This window comes from Planococcus soli, assembly GCF_016881065.1.
Taxonomy (GTDB): Bacteria; Bacillota; Bacilli; order Bacillales_A; family Planococcaceae; genus Planococcus; species Planococcus soli.
Window position 1 is genome coordinate 28,800 of sequence record NZ_WXYN01000014.1, and the last position, 23,308, is coordinate 52,107.

Annotated in this window: 20 protein-coding genes and 1 tRNA gene; 17 read left to right on the forward strand and 4 right to left on the reverse strand. The window is 47.4% G+C overall.

What is annotated here, in order from left to right:
* The first annotated feature begins 38 nt into the window (after window positions 1-38).
* From GJB59_RS07280 to GJB59_RS07295, 4 genes are all read left to right on the forward strand, one after another.
* A complete protein-coding gene (locus GJB59_RS07280; protein WP_142830645.1) occupies window positions 39-1,643 on the forward strand; it encodes a putative polysaccharide biosynthesis protein in 1,605 nt (534 codons plus the stop codon).
* The gene (gene yabN, locus GJB59_RS07285) at window positions 1,640-3,103 is read left to right on the forward strand and encodes a bifunctional methyltransferase/pyrophosphohydrolase YabN (protein ID WP_142830646.1); all 1,464 of its coding nucleotides are present in this window, start codon (window positions 1,640-1,642) and stop codon (window positions 3,101-3,103) included. Before GJB59_RS07280 ends, yabN begins: the two co-directional genes overlap by 4 nt.
* A 2-nt stretch (window positions 3,104-3,105) precedes the next feature.
* Complete coding sequence (locus GJB59_RS07290; RefSeq protein ID WP_142830647.1) at window positions 3,106-3,396, forward strand: RNA-binding S4 domain-containing protein; 291 nt, start codon at window positions 3,106-3,108, stop codon at window positions 3,394-3,396.
* A 137-nt stretch (window positions 3,397-3,533) separates the two neighbouring features.
* Window positions 3,534-4,973 (forward strand): D-alanyl-D-alanine carboxypeptidase family protein, encoded by a 1,440-nt coding sequence (locus tag GJB59_RS07295; RefSeq protein ID WP_185960129.1) that lies wholly within the window; start codon window positions 3,534-3,536, stop codon window positions 4,971-4,973.
* Window positions 4,974-5,016: 43 nt separating this feature from the next.
* Here GJB59_RS07295 and argF read toward each other — a convergent pair whose 3' ends face one another.
* From argF to GJB59_RS07310, 3 genes are read right to left on the reverse strand one after another with little or no spacing between them, the layout of a single operon-like run.
* Window positions 5,017-5,970, reverse strand: coding sequence for an ornithine carbamoyltransferase (argF, locus tag GJB59_RS07300; RefSeq protein ID WP_142830655.1), 954 nt, complete (start codon window positions 5,968-5,970; stop codon window positions 5,017-5,019).
* The gene (carB, locus tag GJB59_RS07305; RefSeq protein WP_142830657.1) at window positions 5,967-9,065 is read right to left on the reverse strand and encodes a carbamoyl-phosphate synthase (glutamine-hydrolyzing) large subunit; all 3,099 of its coding nucleotides are present in this window, start codon (window positions 9,063-9,065) and stop codon (window positions 5,967-5,969) included. The genes argF and carB overlap by 4 nt, the downstream gene beginning before the upstream one ends.
* Entirely contained in the window at window positions 9,058-10,128 is a 1,071-nt protein-coding gene (locus GJB59_RS07310) for a carbamoyl phosphate synthase small subunit (protein WP_142830659.1), read from the reverse strand. Before GJB59_RS07310 ends, carB begins: the two co-directional genes overlap by 8 nt.
* Window positions 10,129-10,409: 281 nt before the next feature.
* Here GJB59_RS07310 and GJB59_RS07315 point away from each other — a divergent pair, with 281 nt between their 5' ends.
* Window positions 10,410-10,832, forward strand: a complete 423-nt coding sequence (locus tag GJB59_RS07315) for an FtsB family cell division protein (protein WP_142830661.1) — start codon at window positions 10,410-10,412, stop codon at window positions 10,830-10,832.
* A gap of 116 nt (window positions 10,833-10,948) precedes the next feature.
* Entirely contained in the window at window positions 10,949-11,368 is a 420-nt protein-coding gene (locus GJB59_RS07320; protein WP_142830664.1) for a S1 domain-containing RNA-binding protein, read from the forward strand.
* 189 nt (window positions 11,369-11,557) lie between these two features.
* On the opposite strand, the gene GJB59_RS07325 is transcribed toward GJB59_RS07320, so the two are convergent.
* Window positions 11,558-11,631, reverse strand: a tRNA-Met gene (locus GJB59_RS07325).
* Between the two features lie 128 nt (window positions 11,632-11,759).
* Between GJB59_RS07325 and tilS the strand changes: the two genes are divergently transcribed.
* The 11 genes from tilS to lysS all read left to right on the forward strand — a co-directional run bounded on the left by tilS (window position 11,760) and on the right by lysS (window position 23,059).
* Complete coding sequence (gene tilS / locus GJB59_RS07330; RefSeq protein WP_142830666.1) at window positions 11,760-13,157, forward strand: tRNA lysidine(34) synthetase TilS; 1,398 nt, start codon at window positions 11,760-11,762, stop codon at window positions 13,155-13,157.
* A gap of 25 nt (window positions 13,158-13,182) precedes the next feature.
* Window positions 13,183-13,734 (forward strand): hypoxanthine phosphoribosyltransferase, encoded by a 552-nt coding sequence (gene hpt, locus GJB59_RS07335; RefSeq protein ID WP_142830668.1) that lies wholly within the window; start codon window positions 13,183-13,185, stop codon window positions 13,732-13,734.
* 121 nt (window positions 13,735-13,855) lie between these two features.
* On the forward strand, window positions 13,856-15,871 hold the full coding sequence (ftsH, locus tag GJB59_RS07340) for an ATP-dependent zinc metalloprotease FtsH (RefSeq protein WP_142830670.1): 2,016 nt from the start codon (window positions 13,856-13,858) through the stop codon (window positions 15,869-15,871).
* Between the two features lie 115 nt (window positions 15,872-15,986).
* Window positions 15,987-16,754 (forward strand): type III pantothenate kinase, encoded by a 768-nt coding sequence (locus GJB59_RS07345; protein WP_142830697.1) that lies wholly within the window; start codon window positions 15,987-15,989, stop codon window positions 16,752-16,754.
* A gap of 17 nt (window positions 16,755-16,771) precedes the next feature.
* Window positions 16,772-17,653 (forward strand): Hsp33 family molecular chaperone HslO, encoded by an 882-nt coding sequence (gene hslO, locus GJB59_RS07350; RefSeq protein ID WP_142830700.1) that lies wholly within the window; start codon window positions 16,772-16,774, stop codon window positions 17,651-17,653.
* The gene (locus GJB59_RS07355; RefSeq protein WP_142830702.1) at window positions 17,637-18,578 is read left to right on the forward strand and encodes a peptidyl-prolyl cis-trans isomerase; all 942 of its coding nucleotides are present in this window, start codon (window positions 17,637-17,639) and stop codon (window positions 18,576-18,578) included. Before hslO ends, GJB59_RS07355 begins: the two co-directional genes overlap by 17 nt.
* Window positions 18,579-18,711: 133 nt before the next feature.
* The gene (gene cysK, locus GJB59_RS07360; protein ID WP_142830704.1) at window positions 18,712-19,653 is read left to right on the forward strand and encodes a cysteine synthase A; all 942 of its coding nucleotides are present in this window, start codon (window positions 18,712-18,714) and stop codon (window positions 19,651-19,653) included.
* 131 nt (window positions 19,654-19,784) lie between these two features.
* Entirely contained in the window at window positions 19,785-20,597 is an 813-nt protein-coding gene (gene folP / locus GJB59_RS07365) for a dihydropteroate synthase (RefSeq protein ID WP_142830706.1), read from the forward strand.
* Entirely contained in the window at window positions 20,597-20,962 is a 366-nt protein-coding gene (gene folB / locus GJB59_RS07370; protein WP_142830708.1) for a dihydroneopterin aldolase, read from the forward strand. Before folP ends, folB begins: the two co-directional genes overlap by 1 nt.
* Window positions 20,959-21,450 (forward strand): 2-amino-4-hydroxy-6-hydroxymethyldihydropteridine diphosphokinase, encoded by a 492-nt coding sequence (gene folK / locus GJB59_RS07375; RefSeq protein WP_142830710.1) that lies wholly within the window; start codon window positions 20,959-20,961, stop codon window positions 21,448-21,450. Before folB ends, folK begins: the two co-directional genes overlap by 4 nt.
* Window positions 21,451-21,574: 124 nt before the next feature.
* On the forward strand, window positions 21,575-23,059 hold the full coding sequence (gene lysS / locus GJB59_RS07380; protein WP_142830712.1) for a lysine--tRNA ligase: 1,485 nt from the start codon (window positions 21,575-21,577) through the stop codon (window positions 23,057-23,059).
* Window positions 23,060-23,308 lie beyond the last annotated feature (249 nt).

Sequence of the window (23,308 nt, forward strand, 5' to 3'; positions counted from 1 at the left end):
TATATACGGCTAATATCAGTAAGAGATGAGTGGGTCCGGTGAACAATGAAGGCACAATGAAATCATTTATGAAAGGCGCAGTCCTGCTGACGATCGCAGGATTTATTGTGAAGCTGCTGAGTGCGGTCTACCGGGTGCCTTTCCAGAACCTTGTTGGAGACCAAGGCTTCTACATTTATCAGCAAGTGTATCCGTTTGTCGCCATTTTCGGCATCTGGACTTCCTATGGCTTTGCAGTAGCGGTTTCCAAATTGCTGGCGGATACTGGCAAGCAGGCACACGGAACAATCTTGCGCATCGCGTTCATGTATGTGGCTGCTCTTTCCATATCGGTATTTGCGCTGCTGTTTTTCGGCGCGGAACTGCTGGCAGGCTGGATGGGCGATGCTCAATTGGATCGCTTGTTGAAAGTCGGCGCGTTTTCAGTGTTGCTGATGGCGCCGCTTGCTGTACTGAAAGGGTATTTCCAGTCGCGTAATGACATGGCGCCAGTTGCCTATGCCCAGGTGACGGAACAAGGACTGCGTGTATCAGTCATTTTAATCGGTACCTGGATTGTCGTCTCGAGCGGATTTTCGTTGTACGCTGCCGGACAAATGGCGATGCTCGGTGCAGTTGTCGGCGGGCTGGGGGCGATGGCTCTGCTATTGGTCTATTTCCGCAGACATTCAGATTTTCTAAAACAGCCTTCACAAGTAAGAGCCTGGCCGATCATCAAGGAAATGACTGCAATAAGTTTGAGTGTCAGCATGAGCTCTTTGATCTTGCTGCTCTTCCAGTTGGTAGATTCGTTTACGGTATTCCGACTGCTGGAAGAAAGCGGCATCGCGCGGCTTGCTGCCATGGAAGAGAAAGGGATCTACGACCGCGGCCAGCCACTTGTCCAATTCGGCATTTTGATCGCCACTTCGCTGACTTTGGCAATCGTTCCGCTGGTCGCCCGAACCTCTAAGAAACATAGCGGCAGGCCACCTGAGGTGTATGCCCAATTGGCTTTCCGTGTATCTTTTCTGTTTGCATTCGCCGCTGCAGCAGGGCTGACCTTTGTCATGCCTTACGTTAATGAAACCTTATTCCAAACGCGGGAACAGTCTGGTGCGTTGATCATCTTCAGCTGGCAGATCGTCTGGATGTCACTTCTGCTGATCATGACGGCGATGCTTCACGGACTCGGTAAGGTAAGGGTTCCAGCTTTGCTGCTAATGTCGGGCTTGGCTGTAAAAGTCATCGGCAATTGGCTGCTGCTGCCCATTTGGGGAGTCACTGGTGCGGCAGTTGCTGGGAATATCGGCTTAGCGGTGATCGTAGCGGGCTTATTGTTTTATTTCAAGAAAGTCTGGCCGCTGCAGTTTGCGCCGTTTTCCTACTACGCTTGGCTTTTTGGAGCCGCCGCAGCCATGTCAGCAGTGGTGATGGGCTGGTCGATGGCGGCTGATGGCTATCTGTTTGATGGCCTGTCCAGCCGGTTAGGAGCTGCGCTCACAACGGCAACGGCGATTCCGCTCGGTGCTGTGGTATTCATGGCATTAATCGCGAAAAGCCGCATCATCACGGAAAAAGAATGGTATATCATTCCGTTCGGCCGCAAGCTGGCAGGGCTGCAATTAGCAATAAATTCAAAGAAAAAAGGTGAAAAGCGATGAACACCATTCACATAATTGGCCTTGGTGCCGGAGATTTAGATCAATTGCCGCTCGGCGTCTATAAAAAGCTGAAAGCTGCAGATAATTTATATGTACGGACCGAAGACCATCCGGTACTGGTGGAGCTGGCGCAGGAAGGCGTAGCGTTCACGAGTTTTGACTCGGTTTATGAAAAGCACGATGCCTTCAGTCCGGTCTATGAGGAAATTGCGGAAACGCTGATCGGTTTATCGCAGCAGGCCTCAGTAATCTATGCGGTGCCGGGCCATCCCTTAGTAGCAGAGCAGACAGTGCAAAACCTGATCGCAGCCGAGAAGCAAGGGCGCTGCCAGTTAGCCATCGAAGGCGGACACAGTTTCCTCGACTCGCTGTTCGGTGCGCTTCGCATCGATCCGATTGAAGGCTTCCAATTGATGGATGGCACAGAAATGACCAGCGATCAGGTCAACATGACACAGCATCTGCTGATTGCCCAGGTTTATGATAGCTTCAGTGCATCAGAAGTCAAATTGACGCTGATGGAAAAATACCCGGACGATTATCCAGTGACCATTGTCACAGCGGCCGGTTCTAAAGACGAAGTGCTGCGCACCGTGCCGCTTCATGAATTGGACCGTTCGGCAGAAGTCAACAACTTGACGACCGTCTATGTCCCACCAGCTGCTGATCAAACGCAGCGCTTAAAGGAATGGCAAACTTTCCGCAGCATCATTGCGAAGCTCAGAAGCCCTGAAGGCTGCCCCTGGGACCGCGAGCAGACGCATGAGTCGCTGAGCCCATTTTTGATCGAAGAAGCACATGAGCTGCTTCAGGCGATCCAGGAAGGCGACGACGAAGCGATCGCGGATGAATTAGGGGATGTGCTGCTGCAGGTGTTCCTGCATGCCCAAATCGGCCAGGACAACGGCTACTTCCAATTGGAAGATGTGCTTGAATCCATCAGCGCAAAAATGATCCGCCGCCATCCGCATGTATTCGGCGACATTTCGGCTGAAGATGCTGAGCAGGTGGTCGCCAACTGGCAAGAAATCAAAGCGCAGGAGAAACCGGCTGCGGAGTCTTTATTGGAAGGCCAGGAGCGTTTCAGTTCGTCATTGACTACATCGTTCAATTACCAGAAAAAAGCGGCGAAAGTCGGATTCAGCTGGCCGGATGCTGCCGGCGCATGGGATAAATTCCATGAAGAATTGCAGGAGTTTCAGCAGGAAGTGGCGAAAGGTTCCAAAGCCCGCCAATTGGATGAACTCGGCGATTTATTGTTCACCCTTGTGAACCTTGCCCGGTTCTTCGACTTGTCGCCGGAAGAAGCGATGATGCAGGCTAACCGGAAATTCCAGACACGTTTCAGCTATGTGGAACAGCGGGTAAAAGAAGGAACTGGAAACTTCAGCGACTATACGCTGGAGCAGCTGGATGGATTCTGGAACCAGGCCAAATCATTGGCAAGAAAGGAAGAATAACTATGCGCCTCGATAAATTTTTGAAAGTTTCACGCCTGATTAAACGCCGTACGTTAGCGAAGCAAGTGGCCGACCAAGGCCGCATCACGGTAAACGGCAATAAAGCGAAAGCCAGCTCAGTCATCAAAGAAAACGATGAGCTGCAAATCCGTTTCGGCCAAAAAGTCGTGACGGTGCGGATCGATAGACTGAAAGAAGTAGCGAAAAAAGAAGAAGCGGCCAATATGTATACCATCCTGAAAGAAGAAAAGTTGGAAAAGGTTGAACCTGAATTTATTGATGACGAAGCATAATAGATTTTCAGAACCTGCCTTGAGCAGGTTTTTTTCTGTTTCTGAACAAAATGCACCATAGATAAAGCCAATTATTTTCTATATGATGAAAAAAACAAAAGAAAAGTTCCTGAACAGGGATTTATTGAGAGGAAATGATGGGATTGCCAAAAATTTCTATGAGCAAGAAACTTGGATTATCAGCCGTTGCGCTTTTGGTAGCTGCTTCACTGCTGCCTCAGCAAGGAGCTGTGCAACTCGGCGGAAGCCAAGCCAGTGCGGCAAGTTCTTTCCAAGACGTTACCACTTTTAAAAAAGAAATCGATTATCTGGCCGGACTGGGCATCATCAAAGGATTTCCGGGCGGCAGTTTCAAACCGGCCGCCACCATCACCCGGCTGGATGCAGTACGGATGATCCTGCGTGAGATGGAACCTAAGGAAACGGCTGCGCCTGATCCGGGCTTCGCCGACGTGAAACCCGGCTCTCCCGGATATGAAGAAGTCGTAAAAGCAGTGGAACTTGGTTTTATTGAAGGCAAAGAATCTCGGGACGGCGTAAAGTACTTTGATCCCAAAGGTGCTCTGACCCGGGCAGAAATGGCCAAAATCCTGACAGAAGCATATCGTTTAACAGCCAATAAAGGCATTTCTTTCACCGATGTCGGTTCTGCTAATTGGGCACATCCCTACATAAGCCGGTTGGCGACTGCCGGCATCACCAACGGTTATCCCGGCGGGGCATTCAAGCCGAAAGAAGCTTTGCAGCGCCAGCATTTTGCGGGATTCATGGCACGGCTATTAGCTCCTGCCCAGTTTCCACTTCCTGCAGCACAGCCTGAAAAACCCATCACTTACACGACGATCGACCAATTGAACATGCGATCAAAAGCCGGAGTCGGCAATCCGATTATTGCCTCGATTCCTTATGGGGCAACAGTTGTCTATCTTGGCAAAGAAGGCAATTGGTACAAAGTAGAATACGGCAACAAAGCCGGATGGGTAAATGCAACTTATTTGACCAAAGAAATGCCAGACAAACCGGCTGCCTACGCTGCACCTTCGACCGAAACACCGGGAACTTATGCGTCAGGTGTTTTGATCGTCAATAAAAAATACAGCCTGCCCTCCAGTTACAATCCTGGCGTCAGCAAGGTGGCCCAAACAGCAGTTGATGCCATGACGGCAGAGGCGAAAAGGCAAGGTGTCCAGCTGGCTGCTTTCAGCACTTTCCGTTCTTTTAATCGCCAAAAAGAGTTGTACACCAGCTATGTCAGCAGGCACGGTGCGGCAGAAGCCAATCGTTTCAGCGCAAAGCCCGGCCATAGTGAACACCAGACAGGCTTAGCGTTCGATTTTGGCGGAAGCGACCAGTCCAAGTGGCTGAAAGAATCATTTGCAGCGACCAAAGAAGGAAAATGGCTGGCAGCCAATGCCCATCACTATGGTTTTATTCTCCGATATCCTAAAGGGAAAGAAGCCATCACCGGCTATATGTACGAACCGTGGCATTTCCGCTACCTGGGCTCTGATGTGGCAAGCCAAGTGAAAAAAAGCGGCAAGACTTTGGAAGAATATTTGAAAGTCAGCGGCAAATAAACAGAGAAACGCCTTAGGAATGGATCCATTCCTAAGGCGTTTTTTATTTATCAGCCATGAGCGCAACAAGTACGGCTTTTTGTGCATGCAGGCGGTTTTCGGATTCCTGGAAGATGACCGAATGAGGTCCTTCCAAAATACCAGTTGTCACTTCTTCTTCACGGTGTGCAGGGAGGCAATGCATGAAAATATAATCTTGGTTGGCATGCTTGACCAGTTCCTCATTCACTTGGAAACCCTGGAAATGCTTCAGGCGCTCAATCGTTTCCTGTTCCTGTCCCATGCTGGCCCAGACATCGGTATAAATAATATCGCTTCCGGCAACCGCTTGTTCCGGGCTTTCAGTAATAACAATAGTCGAACCGGTGTATTGGGCAATGTCTTTCGCCAAAGCCACCATTTCTGCAGTGGGCGCATAAGCGGCAGGTGAGGCGATGCTGATGTCCATGCCGACTTTGGCGGCACCGATCATCAGGGAATTGGCCATATTGTTGCCGTCTCCGATATACGCCATTTTCTTGCCTTTGAGTGTGCCGAAATGCTCGAGGATGGTCATCAGATCCGCCAGCACCTGGCATGGATGGTAGTCATCGGTCAATCCGTTAATGACCGGAATGGAACTAAAGTCCGCCAATTCCTGGACAACAGATTGATGGAACGTGCGGATCATCAGTCCATCAAGATAACCTGACAGGACGCGTCCGGTATCAGCGATCGTTTCGCCTCGTCCCATTTGCGTGTCCTGGGAACTGAGGAACATGGCGTTTCCGCCAAGCTGGAGCATTCCGGCTTCAAATGAAACACGGGTGCGGGTAGAGGATTTTTCGAAAATCATGCCCAGCACTTTCCCCTTTAAAAGCGGCAAATACTTGTTTTCAGGTTTTTTCAGTTCAATTGCTAAATGGAGCAAATCCATGATTTCGTCTGTGCTGTAATCTTTAAGGGACAGAAAATCTTCCTGGATGATCGATGGGGCAAACGGGATCGCCATTGTCATTTTGCAAGCACTCCTTTCGATAATGCGGTAATGGATGAATAAGTTCCGTTAAAGGCAGCTGCTGTTTCAGGGCGTGTCCAGACATGAAGGCGATGAATCGCAGCTTGTTTGGCACAGGTGCTTTCCGGGTCAGGGGCAAAGTCTATATAGGCTTTTTTAGCTTCTGTTTTCAGCCATTCTTCGAAAGGCATGAGCGACTCGGTGACAATGCTGAAGCCGCGTGTTTCCCATAAAGCACTATCTACATGGGCAATCGACCCTTCTGCGACAAACACAGTGCCGCCAGAAGCAAGGTCGGCCAATTGAACAGAAGCCCCGTTCAAGGCTTTTGCGATGGCTGTGTCCAGGTCGGGACTTGAGCCGATCACTTCGCCGGTCGACATCATTTCAGGAGACAGGACAGGGGACAAGCCCGGCAGTTTAATATGGGAGAAGACCGGTGCTTTAACTGTGTACTCCGGCTGACCGTTATAGCTTTCTTCTATGTGGAGCTCTTCGAAAGGCACTCCCAGCAATAAAGCCGTAGCATGCTGCACGAGCGGCACGTCAGTCACTTTCGAGCTGATAGGAGCGGTACGCGATGCACGCGGGTTGATTTCCATGACGTATAATTGGTCGCCTTCGTAGACAAACTGGATATTGAACAAGCCGGTATATGCCATGTTTCTAGCGATGTGCGTCGCCGTTTTCGAGAGCTCTTGAAGTGCCTGCTCTGATAAAGAAACCGGCGGCGTGATGGAGATGCTGTCCCCGGAATGAACCCCGGTTCCTTCGACATGCTCGAAAATAGCAGAGACCCAGACATTTTCGCCATCAGTCAGGATGTCGGCTTCCACTTCTTTGCCGGCGACAAAATGATCGACTAGCACCGGGAAGGCCATAGTCGTTTGCTGCAGCCACTCGTGCAGGTCTTTTTCGTTGTGCAAAACAATCATGCCGCGTCCGCCGATAACATAAGATGGACGCAAGAGCACCGGGAACCCGAGCGAACGGGCTGCCGGTATGACATCAGAAGCTTGCACAGCTGTTGTGCCAGGGATTGTCGGCAAGCCGATCGATTCCAGAAACGCATAAAAACGGTCGCGATCTTCCATTTGATCCAGCAAATCCACAGTCGAACCAAGAACTGTGATGCCAGCCTCCTGCAGGGCAGCTGCCACATTCAGCGAAGTTTGTCCGCCGAACTGGAGGATGACTTGGTTAATGCCTTCAAAATCCAGGACGTTAAGAATGTCTTCCGGCGTCATCGGTTCAAAATACAAAGCATCTGCCACTTCATAATCGGTGCTGACCGTTTCGGGATTATTGTTGATCATGATCGCCTCGTAGCCCAGCTTTTGGGCGGCCATGACACTATGGACGCAGCAATAATCAAACTCAATGCCCTGTCCGATCCGGATCGGTCCCGATCCGACAACGGCCACCTTTTTCTTGTGGTGAGAACGGCTGACATCAGAAAAACCTTGCCAAGTGGAGTAAAAATAATTGGTGTCTGACCGGAACTCGGCAGCGCATGTATCGATCATGCGGTAAGCAGGTGTCACTTGCCAGATGCGGCGCTGTCCCCAAATTTCCGGGCAGGAGACATTCCACAAGTCCGCCAATTGCTGATCGCTGAAACCGAGTGTCTTTGCCTGGAGCAGGCGGGAGCGGGTCATGCTGTTCCAGTCCAGTTGCTGAAGCTCTTTCCATTCGGCAACGATATTGGCCATCACAGAAAGGAAATAAGGCGTGATGGCAGTAATGCTGTGCAGAAATTCAATGCTTTTGCCGCGAATCAGCAGTTCGAAAAGAACAAACAGCCGGCGGTCATCGGCTTCAGTCGCCAATCTGCATAAATCTTCTGTTGAAAAATCGGTAAGTGCCTTCAGGCGGAATCCGTCAATCGGCAATTCGAGTGAACGAATCGCTTTTTGCAGCGCAGCTTCCATACGGCGTTCGATGGCCATGACTTCGCCAGTTGCTTTCATTTGTGTGCCAAGTTTGCGCTCGGCTTGGGGGAATTGGTCAAATGGCCAGCGCGGGATTTTGACGGCTACGTAATCCAGTGCAGGTTCAAAGCTGGCGAATGTGGTGCCGGTCACTGGATTTTTCAATTCCGCCAATGTGTAGCCGATCGCTAATTTCGCAGCGATCTTGGCAATCGGGTAACCCGTTGCTTTGGAAGCGAGTGCCGAAGAACGGCTGACGCGCGGATTGACTTCGATTAAATAATAAGCGGACGTTTCCGGATGCAGCGCAAACTGGACATTGCAGGCACCAATAATGCCAAGTGCCTCGATAATATGGATAGAAGCGCTGCGCAGCATATGGAAATCTTTATCATTCAAAGTCTGGCTGGGTGCTACAACGATTGAATCGCCGGTATGCACACCGACCGGATCCAGGTTTTCCATGTTGCAGATGGTGATGCAGGTTCCATCGGCGTCGCGCATGACTTCGTACTCGATTTCCTTGTAGCCGGCAATGCTGATTTCCACCAGGCATTGCTGGATCGGGCTGGCGCTCAATCCTTGTTTGACCAATTTGATGTAAGTCTCTTCATTTTCGGCAATTCCGCCGCCAAAACCGCCAAGCGTATAGGCTGGACGCACGATGAGAGGATAGCCGGCTGAAGCTGCAAACTTTAGAGCGCCTTCAATCGAATAAATGATGTCGCTATCAGGAACAGGTTCGCTCAACTGGTTCATCAGCGAGCGGAATTGCTCACGGTCTTCAGCTTGTTTGATGGCTTTCATATCAGTGCCGAGCAGTGTGACGCCATATTGCGCCAGAATGCCCGAATCAGATAAAGCCATCGCCAGATTCAAACCGGTTTGGCCGCCGACTGTTGCGAGCAAGCCGTCCGGACGCTCTTTTTTTATGATGGCTGTGACGCTTTCCAAAGTCAGCGGTTCAAAATACACCTGGTCGGAAACGGATTTATCGGTCATGATGGTAGCTGGATTGTTATTGATCAGCACGACATGAATGCCTTCTTCTTTTAGCGCAACGCATGCCTGGGTGCCGGAATAATCGAATTCTGCTGCCTGTCCAATGACGATGGCTCCTGATCCGATGACCAGTACTTTTTTTATCTGTTCTTGCTTAGGCATGCATTTTCACTCTCTCTTTCGGTTGTGTTGCTGCTATAAATTGCTGGAACAGTTCAAGGTGGTCTGCAGGTCCTGGTGCCGCTTCCGGATGGAATTGGACCGTAGTCAAAGGCAATGTCTTGTGGACGAGCCCTTCGATGCTGCCATCGTTGACATTTTCGTAAAGGACTGAAAAAGGCGTTCCTTGCAAACTGGCGCTTTCAACCACATAGCTGTGATTTTGAGAACTCATGCTGACCCGTTTGGTCCGGAGGTTCATCACCGGATGATTAGCACCGCGATGGCCGTATGCCAGCTTGGTGGTTTTGGCGCCAAATGCAGAAGCGAGCACCTGATGGCCGAGGCAGATGCCGAAACTCGGATAGCGTTCAGCCCAGTCACGGTAAGTAGGAAACAAATGCTGAAGAGCTGCCGGATCTCCGGGGCCGTTTGAAAAAAGCAGGCCATCCAGTCCGAGTGAATCGAGTGTTTCTGTTGATGTTGCATAAGGGATAATGCTGACTTTACAATCTAATTCGAGCAGTTCTTTTAAAATAGAAGATTTATAATGAAAATCGATCAATCCAATGTGGGCAGCGCCGGAACCGACAGTTTTGATTTCTTCAGTCGTGGTAGTGGCTGGGAAAAAGTAGGTTTGCACCGGTTCCCATGCCAACTCTGGAAGAGACGCATGAACCAGCTGAGATTGCATCGTCCCGGATTCGCGGACATTTTGGATAACAGATCGCGTATCCACTCCGCTTAAAATGGGAATCTTGTGGATGGCCGCAAATTCAGCGAGTGAAATGGCATCCTTGCTGAGAGGGCCATCGTACAATCCGGCCACAATAATGCCTGCAGTCTGGATCTGATCAGACTGTGCGTAAAGAGACTGGATTCCGTATTGTCCGATAAGCGGATAAGAAAACACGATGATCTGGCCTTTGTAGGAAGGGTCAGTCAGGACTTCTTCATAGCCGGTCATGCCTGTAAAGAAAACGACTTCCCCTTGAATAGCGGAAACTTCCCCATGCCATTGCCCTTTGAATGATTTTCCGTTCGATAACGCCAATAAACCTGTCATTTGCTTCACTCCAATTTTTATTCAATGATTTTGTATATTTATAAGTTCATGAAGAATTTAAATTCCTAAAAACCTTGTAAACGTTCATTAAAAGATAATGATTAGTATTATAAGACTGTATAAAAATTAAGTCAACAGTATTTTTATTAACTAAAAGTAAATGTTTTGGCTGGGTGTTTCAAGAAATAGAGTGAAAATAGCGGAAATTATTCAAAAAGCTTATACTATCAAGGGTTTTCATGTATAATAATGACAAAGTTAGTATGGAAGGGGAGCGGGTCATGAGTTTGAAGAGAGACAACCAGGCGGAAAAGCGCGAAGTCACCTCAATTCGCAATGACTATGTCCGTTCGGTTGAAATGGAAGGGCAGCGCAAAAAAGCTCACAGAGTGCGCCTGTTCAGAAGGCTGAGTGTGTTTGGAGTGCTGGTGCTGATGGCAACGATTTGGGTAGGTTCGACCATTTATGCCCAGTCGCAGACCATTTCCGAAAAAGAACAGCTTCGCGAAGAAACGCTGCTGGAACTTGAAGCAGTCGAAAAAGAGCAAAGCCAGCTGGAAGAACAGATCCTGTTATTGAATGATGAAGAATATTTGGCTAAATTAGCGCGCAAAGATTACTTTCTTTCAGATGAAGGGGAGATTATTTTCACCACACCAACTGATGAAGAAAAAGATGAAGAAAAACCTGCAGAAGAAGAGTAGTCAGTTGACACTCTTTTTTTGATGGTTATAATAAAAAGTGGGATAAGTCCCGCAAAATGACAGTGTGACCCAGTATTTTGGAGTCATCTTAATTTTTAAGGAGGAGCATTTTTTTTATGTCGATTGAAGTAGGCAGCAAGTTAGAAGGTAAAGTCACAGGTATTACAAATTTTGGAGCATTTGTACAGCTTCCAACTGGTGCAACAGGCCTCGTGCATATAAGTGAAGTCGCCGACAACTATGTAAAAGATATTAACGATCATCTAAAAGTTGGCGAAATGGTAGAAGTTAAAGTCATGAATGTAGAAGCAGACGGCAAAATCGGTCTGTCCATTCGTAAAGCGAAGCCACAACCACCCGGCGGCACAGAACGACCACAACGCCCACGCCCAAGCAGTCGTTCATTTGAACGCGCTCCTAAAGAAAACTTCGAAACGAAAATGGCGAAGTTTCTTAAAGACAGCGAAGAAAACATGACGACCTTGAAACGCGCTACGGAATCGAAACGCGGCGGCCGAGGAGCAAAAAGAGGCTAACTTGCTAGCTGTTTTAATAGTATAGGGAAATGCTTCAACACAGCTGATAATCTAGATTGAAACGCTTCTCACATGGGGAGCGTTTTTTTTTTGGCATTTTGCCGAATCAGATCGGGTATTTTATGCAAAAAAAAAGCAACGCCCCGAATAGGGCGCTGCTTGATGTTAAAGTATTCACTTTGAAGATAATGGCGGCAGAGGGGATCGAACCCCCGACCTCACGGGTATGAACCGTACGCTCTAGCCAGCTGAGCTACGCCGCCTTGTTTAAACGAACATTTAATAGCATACTATTGAAAGGTGGACCTGTCAATTGCCATTTGAAAATAATTTGTATGCTATTTTTCCGGATATAAACTGAAAGAAGATATAGGCAAGCGAGGTGAAAGGAATGAAGAGCTTTCAAGAACTGATGATGAAGCATATTCGCAAGCACCAATTGCTCGATTCTGGGGATCTTGTGCTGGTCGGCTGTTCGGGAGGAATCGACTCGATGGTCTTGCTTCATTTTTTAAATGCCAACAAAGAAGAATTTGGCATATCGGTTGCGGCAGTCCACATCGACCATATGCTGAGAGGGGAAGAATCTCGGCAGGACCGTTTGTTTACGGAAGCTGTCACTAAACAGTGGGGAATCGATTGTTTTAGCCGGGCTATACCAATTCCTGATATTTTGGAAGAAAGGGGCGGCAATAAGCAGCAGCTGTGCCGTTCCGAACGCTATGCCTATTTTCAGGAAATAATGAAAAAGACCGGCGCATCCAAACTGGCCACTGCCCATCATGCAGACGACCAGCTCGAGACTATCCTTATGTCAGGGTTGAGAGGCAGCCTGCAGGATGGCGATTTTGGCATGCGAGCCAGTCGTCCGTTTGGCACCGGTTCGTTGATTCGTCCTCAGTTGGCGGTCGATAAAGAACAAATTGCAGCATATGCAGAAGTGCATAGTGTTTCATACCGGGAAGATTCGAGCAACGCAGAATCTGCGTATGCACGAAATCGGCTGCGCCAGCGAGTTTTGCCGCTGCTGAAAGATGAAAATAGGCAGGTTTCCCAAAATTTTGTGGAACTGGCTGAAGATATGCAGCAGGATCAGCAATTTCTGGAGGATCTGGCTGGAGAGAAATTGCAGCGGATAATCCTATCGTCAGAAGGCCAAATCATTTTCTCTGCCAAAAGTTTCAGACTGGAAGCGCGCGCTTTACAAAAAAGAATGGTTCTACTACTATTAAACTATCTATATAATCCGAAGCAAATTCCCGTAACGAGACAGCTGGTCGAGCAATTGCAGGAAATGATGCAAAGTTCCTCGGGCACCGTTTTTTTACATTTGCCGAAAAATTATGTAGCGACCCGGCAATACGACACGGTTTTTCTTAATCACCAATCTTTGGAACAGCTGGAGGCAACAGCGCCTGTCGCAATTGCCGCTGAATGGTCGCCGTACTATCGCGGCCGCCGCTACAGAGTAATGCCTTTTGAAGGATGGGAAAAACCCGAGGAGGCAGTAGCTTGGCATTTTCACGCTCCGCAGGATTCACAGTTCTTTTTAAGGAGCAGAAAACCGGGTGACCGGATTCAGCTTGCTGGAATGGAACAGCCGAAGAAATTGGCGCGTTTGATGATTGATGAAAAAATTCCTGTGCCTATGAGAGAAAGTTGGCCTGTCATCACAACTGACAAAAACGAACTTTTATTGGTGCCAGGTTTGCGCCCATCTGCTATGGTCAGTCGACACAAGCGCGACGGAGACAATTGGGTACTAATTGAACAATTTTATAGAGTGTAAAACAAGGATTATTAGGAGGTCCACCATGTTACAGAACGACATTAAAGAAGTATTGATCAGTGAAGAACGGCTCCAGGAAAAAGCACGTGAATTGGGAGCGACGTTGACAGAGGATTACAAAGACAAGTATCCACTGGCTATCGGTGTACTAAAAGGCGCAATGCCATTCATGGGAGATTTGATGAAACGCATTGACGGCTTTGTCGAAATGGATTTCATGGATGTTTCAAGCTACGGCAACGCCACCGTTTCTTCAGGGGAAGTTAAGATCATCAAAGATTTAAACGCCAGTGTCGAAGGGCGCGACCTTCTGATTATCGAAGACATTATCGACAGTGGATTGACGCTTAGCTATTTGGTGGATCTGTTCAAGTACCGGAAAGCTAAATCGATCAAAATCGTAACATTGCTGGACAAGCCGACAGGACGCAAAGTGGATCTGAAAGCTGACTATGTCGGTTTTATCGTACCGGATGCATTTGTTGTAGGGTACGGATTGGATTATGCAGAAAGATACCGGAATTTGCCGTACATTGGGATTCTAAAGCCTTCGGTTTACAGCGGAGAAGAGGAATAGACAACGATCGTTCACAGTCTATCGATTTATCAGCGGGAATAAGGCCTTTTCGTTGTATGCTTAAATGTTCCTATGGTAGTATTTAGTATAGTTTTAGGGAAACTTTATGAGGAGGCGCGGGATGAATCGGATATTTCGATACACCATATTTTATTTACTGATTTTCCTAGTTATTATCGGGATTCTGGGTACCTTTAACAATAGTAACCAGCCGACTGAAAATATAGGATATAACGAATTTTTGGAATCACTGGAAAATGGGGAAATTACGGAAGTAACCATCCAGCCTGAAGCAATGGTTTATGAAGTTACCGGAGTAATGGAAGGCTATGAAGAAGGCCAATCTTTTGTAACGAACATTCCGCTTGAAAACGAAGCATTGACGACTCAGATCGATGAAGTCGCCAGCTCGCAGGATGTGCAGGTTGAATTCTTGAAAGCCCCACAAACAAGTGGCTGGGTTTCATTTTTCACAGGCATCATTCCGTTCATCATCATCTTCATCCTTTTCTTCTTCTTGCTTAATCAGTCACAAGGCGGCGGAGGCGGCCGTGTGATGAACTTCGGTAAAAGTAAAGCGAAGCTGTACGATGACCAGAAACAAAAAGTTCGCTTTAATGATGTAGCTGGAGCAGATGAAGAGAAACAGGAACTTGTAGAAGTTGTTGATTTCTTGAAAGATCCGCGCAGATTTGCAGACATTGGCGCCCGCATTCCAAAAGGGATTTTGCTTGTCGGACCTCCGGGTACCGGTAAAACCCTATTGGCACGTGCCGTTGCTGGAGAAGCAGGCGTTCCTTTCTTCTCGATCAGTGGTTCTGATTTTGTTGAAATGTTCGTTGGTGTCGGGGCATCACGAGTTCGTGATTTGTTTGAAAACGCTAAGAAAAATGCACCTTGTATCATTTTCATCGATGAAATTGACGCAGTCGGACGCCAGCGTGGCGCCGGTCTCGGCGGTGGGCACGATGAGCGTGAGCAGACATTGAACCAGCTATTGGTTGAGATGGATGGCTTTGGTGCAAACGAAGGCGTTATTATCATTGCAGCAACTAACCGTCCGGATATTCTGGATCCGGCTTTGCTTCGTCCAGGACGTTTTGACCGTCAGATTACTGTAGGTCGTCCGGATGTTAAAGGCCGCGAAGAAGTGCTTAAAGTACATGCTCGCAATAAACCGCTTGATGAAAACGTTGATTTAAAAGCGATCGCTCAGCGTACACCTGGATTCTCGGGCGCCGATTTAGAGAACTTACTGAACGAAGCGGCACTTGTTGCAGCTCGCCGCAGTAAACTCAAAATCGACATGTCCGATCTGGATGAAGCATCTGACCGAGTTATTGCAGGTCCTGCTAAGAAAAATCGTGTCATTTCGAAAAAAGAACGCAATATCGTGGCATTCCATGAATCCGGACATACCGTTATCGGCTTAATACTGGATGACGCAGATATCGTCCATAAAGTAACCATTGTTCCTCGCGGCCAAGCGGGCGGCTATGCTGTCATGCTGCCGAGAGAAGATCGCTACTTTATGACAAAACCGGAATTGCTTGATAAAATTGCGGGATTACTCGGAGGCCGTGTGGCTGAAGACCTTTCATTCGGCGAAGTATCGACCGGCGCCCATAACGATTTCCAGCGTGCGACGGCAATTGCCCGCAGCATGGTAACGGAATACGGTATGAGTGATAAGATTGGTCCGGTTCAATTCGGTACGGCACAAGGTGGGAATGTTTTCCTAGGCCGTGACTTTAACTCAGAACAAAACTATTCTGATGCAATTGCCTTCGAAATCGATCAGGAAGTCCAACGCATCATCAAAGAGCAGTATATCCGCACGAAAGAGATTCTGACTGAAAACCAGGAACTTCTGAAATTAATTGCGAATACATTGCTTGAAGTTGAAACATTGGATGCTGCCCAGATCCTTCACTTGAAAGATCATGGAACGCTTCCTGAACGTTCATACGAAACATTGAACGGTGACTTTGGAGACGACGATACCCCTGACTTGAAAAAAGATGGCGATACTCCCGATGCCATAGGTGCACCAGCTGATCCTTCAGCAGGAGACCTGCCGGCAGAAGACGGCGAAGCGGCTCCGGTACGTGATCCGATTCAAGAAAGACGCAAATAAGCAATATGATGAGCTGGTTGCCCGTTCCCTTTGAAGGGAAGAGGCAACCAGCTTTTTGCTTTCGTAAAATTATGGTATGATGTGTTGGAAATTCGTCAATAAGTGAGGGCAAAACATGATTTTAGTATTGGATGCTGGAAACACAAATATCGTCCTGGGTGTCTACAGCCAGGATCAATTACTGCACCATTGGCGTATGGAAACTCTCCGCTATAAAACAGAAGATGAATACGGCATGCAAATTAAGGCATTTTTAAACGATGCTAATTTAAGTTTTTCATCCATCAATGGCGTTATTATGTCCTCTGTTGTGCCGCCGATCATGTCTGCCCTGGAGCGGATGTGCCAAAAATATTTTCAGGTAAAACCGATGATTGTCGGACCTGGCGTTAAAACAGGGCTGAATATCAAGTATGATAATCCCAGGGAAGTTGGCGCCGACCGGATCGTCAACGCAGTGGCGGCTATTCATGAATATGGCAGCCCGTTGATTATTGTGGACTTTGGCACGGCCAACACTTTTTGTTATATCGATGAAAAGCAGCAATATATGGGTGGCGCCATCGCCCCCGGCATCAATATTTCGACAGAAGCGCTCTATGCCCGAGCCTCGAAATTGCCAAGAATCGAAATCGCCACACCCGATCAGGTAGTTGGCAAAAACACCATTTCCGCCATGCAGGCAGGCATTGTCTACGGCTATGTAGGCCAGGCTGAAGGAATTGTAGCGCGAATGAAAAAGCAGAGCAGGGAAACGCCAACGGTCATTGCGACTGGCGGCATGGCTTCTATAATTGCCGGTGAATCGACGATGATTGATTACGTAGATCCCTTCCTGACTTTAAAAGGGCTGTATTTAATTTACAAACGCAATCAAGCGTAAAGAAAGGAACGATAGACGTGTCAGATTATTTAGTTCGCGGCCTCGGATTTAACGGGAGTGTCCGTGCATTTGCAGTAGACAGCACGAAAACAGTAGGAGAAGCGCAGCGCCGCCATATGATGTGGCCAACAGCAACAGCCGCTTTAGGGCGCGCCATGACAGGCGGCGTCATGCTTGGCGCCATGCTAAAAGGCGACGATAAAGTGACGATTAAATTCGAAGGCGGCGGACCGATCGGCGCATTGCTGGTGGACAGCAATGGAAAAGGCGGCGTCCGCGGATATGCCTCGAACCCCCAAACCCATTTTGATTTGAACAAACAAGGAAAATTGGATGTCAGCCGTGCAGTGGGCACTGATGGCATGATGTCGGTCGTTAAAGACTTGGGCATGCGCGACAACTTCACCGGCCAGACGCCGATCGTATCAGGAGAGATCGCTGAAGACTTTACTTATTATTTCGCGGTGTCCGAGCAGGTGCCTTCTTCTGTCGGATTGGGTGTCCTGGTCGATACAGATAATTCAGTGCTGGCAGCTGGCGGTTTTATTGTTCAGTTAATGCCAAATACAGACGACGAAACCATTACGAAAATCGAAGAGCGTTTGTCCAATATCGAACCTGTTTCCAAAATGATTCAGCGGGGACTGTCGCCTGAAGAAATTCTTGAAGCAGTACTTGGAGAAGGAAATGTCCAAATTCTAGACAAAATGCCGGTAAATTTTGAATGCAATTGTTCCAAAGAACGTTTTGCTACAGCAATTCTGGGCCTTGGAAAGAAAGAGATTCAAGACATGATCGATGAAGACGGCATGGCAGAAGCACAATGCCATTTCTGCTTGGAAACGTATCAGTATTCCAAAGAGGAGCTTGAGTCGTTTATCAATGAGCTCCAGTCATAATAATCGGCGACCTGTGCCACCGGCAGGGACGGGCAAGCCGAAAAGACATTTAAAAACCAAACCGGTACTAGTGGTCATCGGGATTTTGCTATTAGCTAACTTGCTGTGGTTTATTGCGTGGCTGATTCCGAATGATGCAGGAAATGCAGAAACAGTTGCCTCTGTCAGCGGAGAAGATATCACGCGTGAAGAATGGCTGGCTTCAATGGAAGAACAGCATGGCCGCGAAGCACTGCTTGAGCTGGTTAATGAAAAAGTGATGGCAACAGCAGCACAGGATTATGGAATTGAAGTGAGTGACAAAGAAATCGATTTGGAACTGGCGCTGCTGCGCTCCTCGCAGGACAGTACAGAAACGGCTTTGTACGCAGCAGATGAAACACGCCAGCGTGAAAAAGTAGAAGCGCAATTGATTCTTGAAAAAGTGCTGACCAAAGATATTGTCATTGAAGACAGCGAAATCCAGGCATTTTATGATGATAACCAGTCACTTTATGATGTGAAAGACTCTTACCGAACCCGCATGATCGTATTGAACTCAGCGGCAGAAGCTGAAGAAACCATTGCCGAACTTGAAAAAGGCTCTTCGTTCGAAGCAACTGCCCGCGAACGTTCAATCGACAGTGCAACAGGCAATCTCGGTGGGGACATTGGCTATATATCAAGCGGCGAACCCGGGGTAGATGAAAATATCTCGAAGACGGTGGCAGAAGTCGAAGTCGGCGGCTGGTCGACTCCGCTGGCCCTTGAAGACGGAAGAACCGCCATTATCTCTGTTACGGAAAAAGTGGATGGCCAGACATTTTCATTTGATGATGTAGCAGACCATATTAACCGTGAATTGGCGCTGGAGCAATTGCCGCAATCGGTTACTCCGGAAGCGTTTTGGCAGGAATTCGATGCCGAATGGTTTTACGGAGAATAAATTCCACCAGACGTTTCCTTAGTGAAACGTCTATTTTTTATAAATTCATACTATTTGACAAACGATTCATGTTATTGATACCATTAGCTTTATTAAAGTCGACAAAATTACTAGGGATTAGGAGTGTTGAAAAATGGCGCGTGTAGGAAATTCAATTACTGAATTGATTGGGCAAACCCCAATTGTGAAATTAAATCGGTTGACAGGTCCTGAAGATGCGGAAGTTTATTTGAAATTAGAATATTTCAACCCGGGCAGCAGTGTGAAAGACCGTATTGCACTAGCCATGATCGAGGCGGCTGAAAAGTCTGGAGACTTAAAAGAAGGCGACACCATTATTGAGCCGACAAGCGGCAACACGGGAATCGGATTGGCAATGATTGCTGCAGCCAAAGGCTATAAATCTGTGTTGGTTATGCCTGAAACGATGAGCATGGAGCGCCGCAACCTATTGCGTGCATACGGGGCAGAATTGATTTTAACGCCGGGTGCAGATGGGATGAACGGACCGAATGGCGCTATCAAGACTGCGGAGAAAGAGGCGGCTGAAAAAGGCTGGTTTATGCCTCAGCAATTCAACAATGAAGCGAACCCGGAAGTGCACCGTTTGACGACAGGCCCGGAAATTGTGGAAACGATGGGCGATCAATTGGATGCGTTTATTTCAGGAATCGGTACAGGCGGAACGATTACAGGCGCTGGACAAGTATTGAAAGAAAAGTATCCTGACATCCATATCGTAGCAGTGGAACCTACTGACTCTCCTGTCCTATCTGGAGGCAAGCCAGGTCCGCATAAAATCCAAGGAATTGGAGCAGGATTTGTTCCTGCTGTGTTGAACACGGAGATCTACAACGAGATTATCCAAGTTACCAACGATCAATCCTATGCAACCGCACGCCAAGCTGCGCGTGAAGAAGGCATTCTTGGAGGCGTATCTTCAGGTGCTGCGATTTATGCTGCTCTTCAAGTTGCTAAGCGCTTAGGCAAAGGCAAAAAAGTACTGGCGATTATCCCGTCCAACGGAGAACGCTACTTGAGCACACCACTTTATCAATTCGAAGAATCCAACTAAAAAATTAAGAGGGCAGGCCTAGTGGCTGCTCTTTTTTTGTGGAATAGAACCGGTCAATTGCGGTAAGATGAAGGCGCGCTTTTATTTCCTGGGAAATAGATACTTATATCAGATGTGGACGGTGTAGCCTTATGAAAATCAGATTTGAAAATAAAACCCTCGTTATGGGCATATTGAACGTCACGCCGGATTCTTTTTCCGATGGAGGCAAGTACAACGGTTTGGAGCAAGCGTTGACTCGTGCTCGGCAGATGATTGCAGATGGTGTGGATATCATCGATGTGGGAGGTGAGTCTACACGTCCTGGTTACGTACAGATTTCTGAAGATGAAGAAATCGGACGAATCGTTCCTGTTATTGCAGCATTGCGGCAACAATTTGATGTGCTGATCTCCGTGGATACATACAAATCACGAGTGGCTGATGCAGCGATTGCTGCAGGGGCCCATATTATCAATGACATTTGGGGTGCTAAATACGATCCAGCAATTGCGGATGTGGCAGCCAAGTGGAATGTGCCCATCATCTTGATGCACAACCGCAACGAAGCGTCATACTCAGATTTTCAAGGAGACATCATGCAGGACTTAGCTGGAAGCATCCAAATTTCTTTGGATGCCGGTGTGCGCAAAGAAAATATCTGGCTTGATCCGGGTGTTGGATTTGCAAAATCCGTGGCACAAAATCTCGAGGCGATGCAATTGATCGGACAGATAGCAGAATTAGGCTACCCGGTTCTTCTGGGCACTTCAAGAAAATCATTTATCGGAAAAATTTTGGACGCCACGGTCGACGAGCGTCTGGAAGGTTCGCTCGCCACGGTTTGCTATGGCGTCAACCAAGGCTGTCACATCGTGCGGGTTCATGATGTAAAAGAAACAGTGCGTGCTGTCCGGATGATGGATGCACTGACAGGCAAGCGACCATACAAGGAGGAGAAGTAATGGATTTTATTCACGTGAACGATATGGAGTTTTATGGCTACCATGGCGTATTCCCGGAAGAAACAAAACTGGGGCAGCGATTTCGGCTGACGGTTTCATTGGCGATAGATCTGCAGCAAGCTGGAAAGACGGATGCTTTGGAGCATACGGTGCATTATGGAGAAGTTTACGAAGCCTGCCGCTCCATCGTCGAAGGAGAACCGAAAAAATTGGTGGAAGCTGTAGCAGAAAGTGTGGCTGGAAAAATTCTTTCTGATTTCCCATTGGTGCAAGGCATCCGTGTACAGCTGATAAAACCAGACCCTCCGATTCCGGGGCATTACAAATCAGTAGCCATTGAACTTACACGAGGAAAATTCGCATGAACCAAAGTTATTTATCGCTTGGCTCCAATATGGGGGACCGTTTCGAAATGCTGCGGCAAGCCGTCTCGCAGCTGGCGGACCATCCATCCATTACTGTCACCCGCATTTCCTCTCTCTATGAAACAGATCCTGTAGGATTTACAGATCAGGAGCCTTTTCTCAATATGGTCGTCCAGCTTGAAACGGAGCTGGATGCATTCGGGCTGCTGGACGTTTGCCAGGAAGTTGAACAGAATTTAAATCGTGAGCGTCTCATCAGATGGGGACCGCGGACAATTGACCTTGATATTTTGTTATACAATCGAGAAGTGTGGGAAACAGAAAGGCTAATCGTTCCACATCCAAGGATGTATGAACGAGCATTTGTTGTGGTTCCGCTGCTGGAAGTAAGTCCGAATCTCGAAGTGCCGGATGTTTTGGAAATGAGCGGCGTTCGCTTATGGAAATCATATGACAGTATGAAAGAATTTCTCCGAGACGCACACTAATGGCTATAAACCTCAAGCTGTCACAAATTTGTGGCTGCTTTTTTATGTAGTGTGGTAGGAAATTGTGTACAATAGAGAAATACGCGAATGAGATTGGCTTTTTATAGATAAAGGAGTGTAGGACATGTCAGAAGAATTAAACGACCAATTATTGGTGAGGCGCGAAAAAATGCAGGCGTTCCGTGACAACGGAATGGATCCGTTTGGCGGCCGCTTTGAGCGAACTCATCTTTCACAGGAAATTATCGAGCAATATGCAGAGCTTTCCAAAGAAGAACTTGAAGAAACTCCGCATGAAGTTGTTATTGCAGGGCGGGTTATGACAAAACGCGGCAAAGGGAAAGCAGGTTTTGCCCATATTCAGGATCTTAAAGGGCAGATTCAAATCTATGTCCGTAAAGATGCGATTGGCGAAGAAGCTTACGAATTTTATAACACCGTCGATTTGGGAGATATTCTTGGGATTAAAGGGACTGTCTTTAAAACGAATGTAGGAGAACTTTCGGTTAAAGCAAAAGAAGTGGAGTTTCTGACAAAGGCTTTGCGTCCACTGCCTGAAAAGTTCCACGGTTTAAAAGACGTAGAACAGCGCTATCGCCAACGATATTTAGATTTGTTGACAAGCGACACCAGCAAAGAGACGTTTATTCTACGCAGCCGCATCATTCAATCGATGCGCCGATATTTGGATAACGCTGGATTTTTAGAAGTCGAAACGCCGATGCTCCATTCAATTGCAGGGGGAGCAGCTGCAAAACCGTTTATCACACATCACAACGCACTCGATATGGAGTTGTATATTCGGATTGCCATTGAACTTCATTTGAAACGCTTGATTGTTGGTGGTTTGGAAAAGGTTTATGAAATCGGCCGTGTTTTCCGGAACGAAGGAATCTCGACGCGTCATAACCCCGAGTTCACCATGTTGGAATTATATGAAGCCTATGCAGATTACAACGACATCATGGCTCTTACTGAAAACTTAGTGGCGCATGTGGCACAAGAAGTCCTGGGCACGACTACCGTACAATATGGAGAAGATGAAATCGATTTAGCTGTAGGCTGGAAACGACTGCATATGGCCGACGCTGTAAAAGAGTACACAGGTGTTGATTTCTGGAAACAGACGACAAAGGAAGAAGCGCAGGCTCTAGCGAAAGAACACAATATTGATGTGAAACCTACTATGGAAGCAGGACATATTTTAAATGAATTCTTCGAACAAATAGTAGAAGAGCAATTAGTACAACCTACATTCATTTTTGGGCACCCAGTTGAAATCTCGCCTTTAGCAAAGAAAAATCCAGAAGATGAACGATTTACTGATCGCTTTGAACTGTTTATCGTCCGCCGTGAGCATGCTAATGCATTTACAGAGTTAAATGACCCCATTGATCAGCGTCAGCGTTTTGAGGCCCAGCTGGTTGAGAAGGACGAGGGAAATGATGAGGCCCATGAGATGGATGAAGACTTTATTGAAGCATTGGAATATGGACTGCCGCCAACAGGTGGATTGGGAATCGGTATTGACCGCTTAATCATGCTGTTAACGAATTCCTCTTCTATTAGAGATGTACTATTGTTTCCGCAAATGCGTCCAAAAGAATAAAACTACTACTTAAAAAACTAGTTTAAAGGGCGTTATCCTTTAAACTAGTTTTTTTATAAAATGAGCTTGTATCTATTTGAAGAAGGTGATATAATATTTCTTGTCGCGTTTTTCATAATAAAAAATGCGAAGTGTAATGAAGTAAAATAATTATTGACTTCTTAAAAAGAAGCTGGTAATATTGAAAAGTCGCCAATGAACGCGGCAAACAACTTGAACCTTGAAAACTGAACAGCAAAACGTCAACAA

Bases quoted from the DNA above. Each gene is read 5' to 3' on its own strand.
- carB (WP_142830657.1), bottom strand. From the start codon at position 9,065: ATGCCTAAGCAAGAACAGATAAAAAAAGTACTGGTCATCGGATCAGGA.
- folP (WP_142830706.1), top strand. From the start codon at position 19,785: ATGAAAATCAGATTTGAAAATAAAACCCTCGTTATGGGCATATTGAAC.
- GJB59_RS07290 (WP_142830647.1), top strand. From the start codon at position 3,106: ATGCGCCTCGATAAATTTTTGAAAGTTTCACGCCTGATTAAACGCCGT.
- hpt (WP_142830668.1), top strand. From the start codon at position 13,183: ATGTTACAGAACGACATTAAAGAAGTATTGATCAGTGAAGAACGGCTC.
- GJB59_RS07345 (WP_142830697.1), top strand. From the start codon at position 15,987: ATGATTTTAGTATTGGATGCTGGAAACACAAATATCGTCCTGGGTGTC.
- tilS (WP_142830666.1), top strand. From the start codon at position 11,760: ATGAAGAGCTTTCAAGAACTGATGATGAAGCATATTCGCAAGCACCAA.
- yabN (WP_142830646.1), top strand. From the start codon at position 1,640: ATGAACACCATTCACATAATTGGCCTTGGTGCCGGAGATTTAGATCAA.
- ftsH (WP_142830670.1), top strand. From the start codon at position 13,856: ATGAATCGGATATTTCGATACACCATATTTTATTTACTGATTTTCCTA.
- GJB59_RS07310 (WP_142830659.1), bottom strand. From the start codon at position 10,128: ATGACAGGTTTATTGGCGTTATCGAACGGAAAATCATTCAAAGGGCAA.
- GJB59_RS07320 (WP_142830664.1), top strand. From the start codon at position 10,949: ATGTCGATTGAAGTAGGCAGCAAGTTAGAAGGTAAAGTCACAGGTATT.
- lysS (WP_142830712.1), top strand. From the start codon at position 21,575: ATGTCAGAAGAATTAAACGACCAATTATTGGTGAGGCGCGAAAAAATG.
- GJB59_RS07315 (WP_142830661.1), top strand. From the start codon at position 10,410: ATGAGTTTGAAGAGAGACAACCAGGCGGAAAAGCGCGAAGTCACCTCA.
- folB (WP_142830708.1), top strand. From the start codon at position 20,597: ATGGATTTTATTCACGTGAACGATATGGAGTTTTATGGCTACCATGGC.
- GJB59_RS07355 (WP_142830702.1), top strand. From the start codon at position 17,637: ATGAGCTCCAGTCATAATAATCGGCGACCTGTGCCACCGGCAGGGACG.
- folK (WP_142830710.1), top strand. From the start codon at position 20,959: ATGAACCAAAGTTATTTATCGCTTGGCTCCAATATGGGGGACCGTTTC.
- argF (WP_142830655.1), bottom strand. From the start codon at position 5,970: ATGACAATGGCGATCCCGTTTGCCCCATCGATCATCCAGGAAGATTTT.
- GJB59_RS07295 (WP_185960129.1), top strand. From the start codon at position 3,534: ATGGGATTGCCAAAAATTTCTATGAGCAAGAAACTTGGATTATCAGCC.
- cysK (WP_142830704.1), top strand. From the start codon at position 18,712: ATGGCGCGTGTAGGAAATTCAATTACTGAATTGATTGGGCAAACCCCA.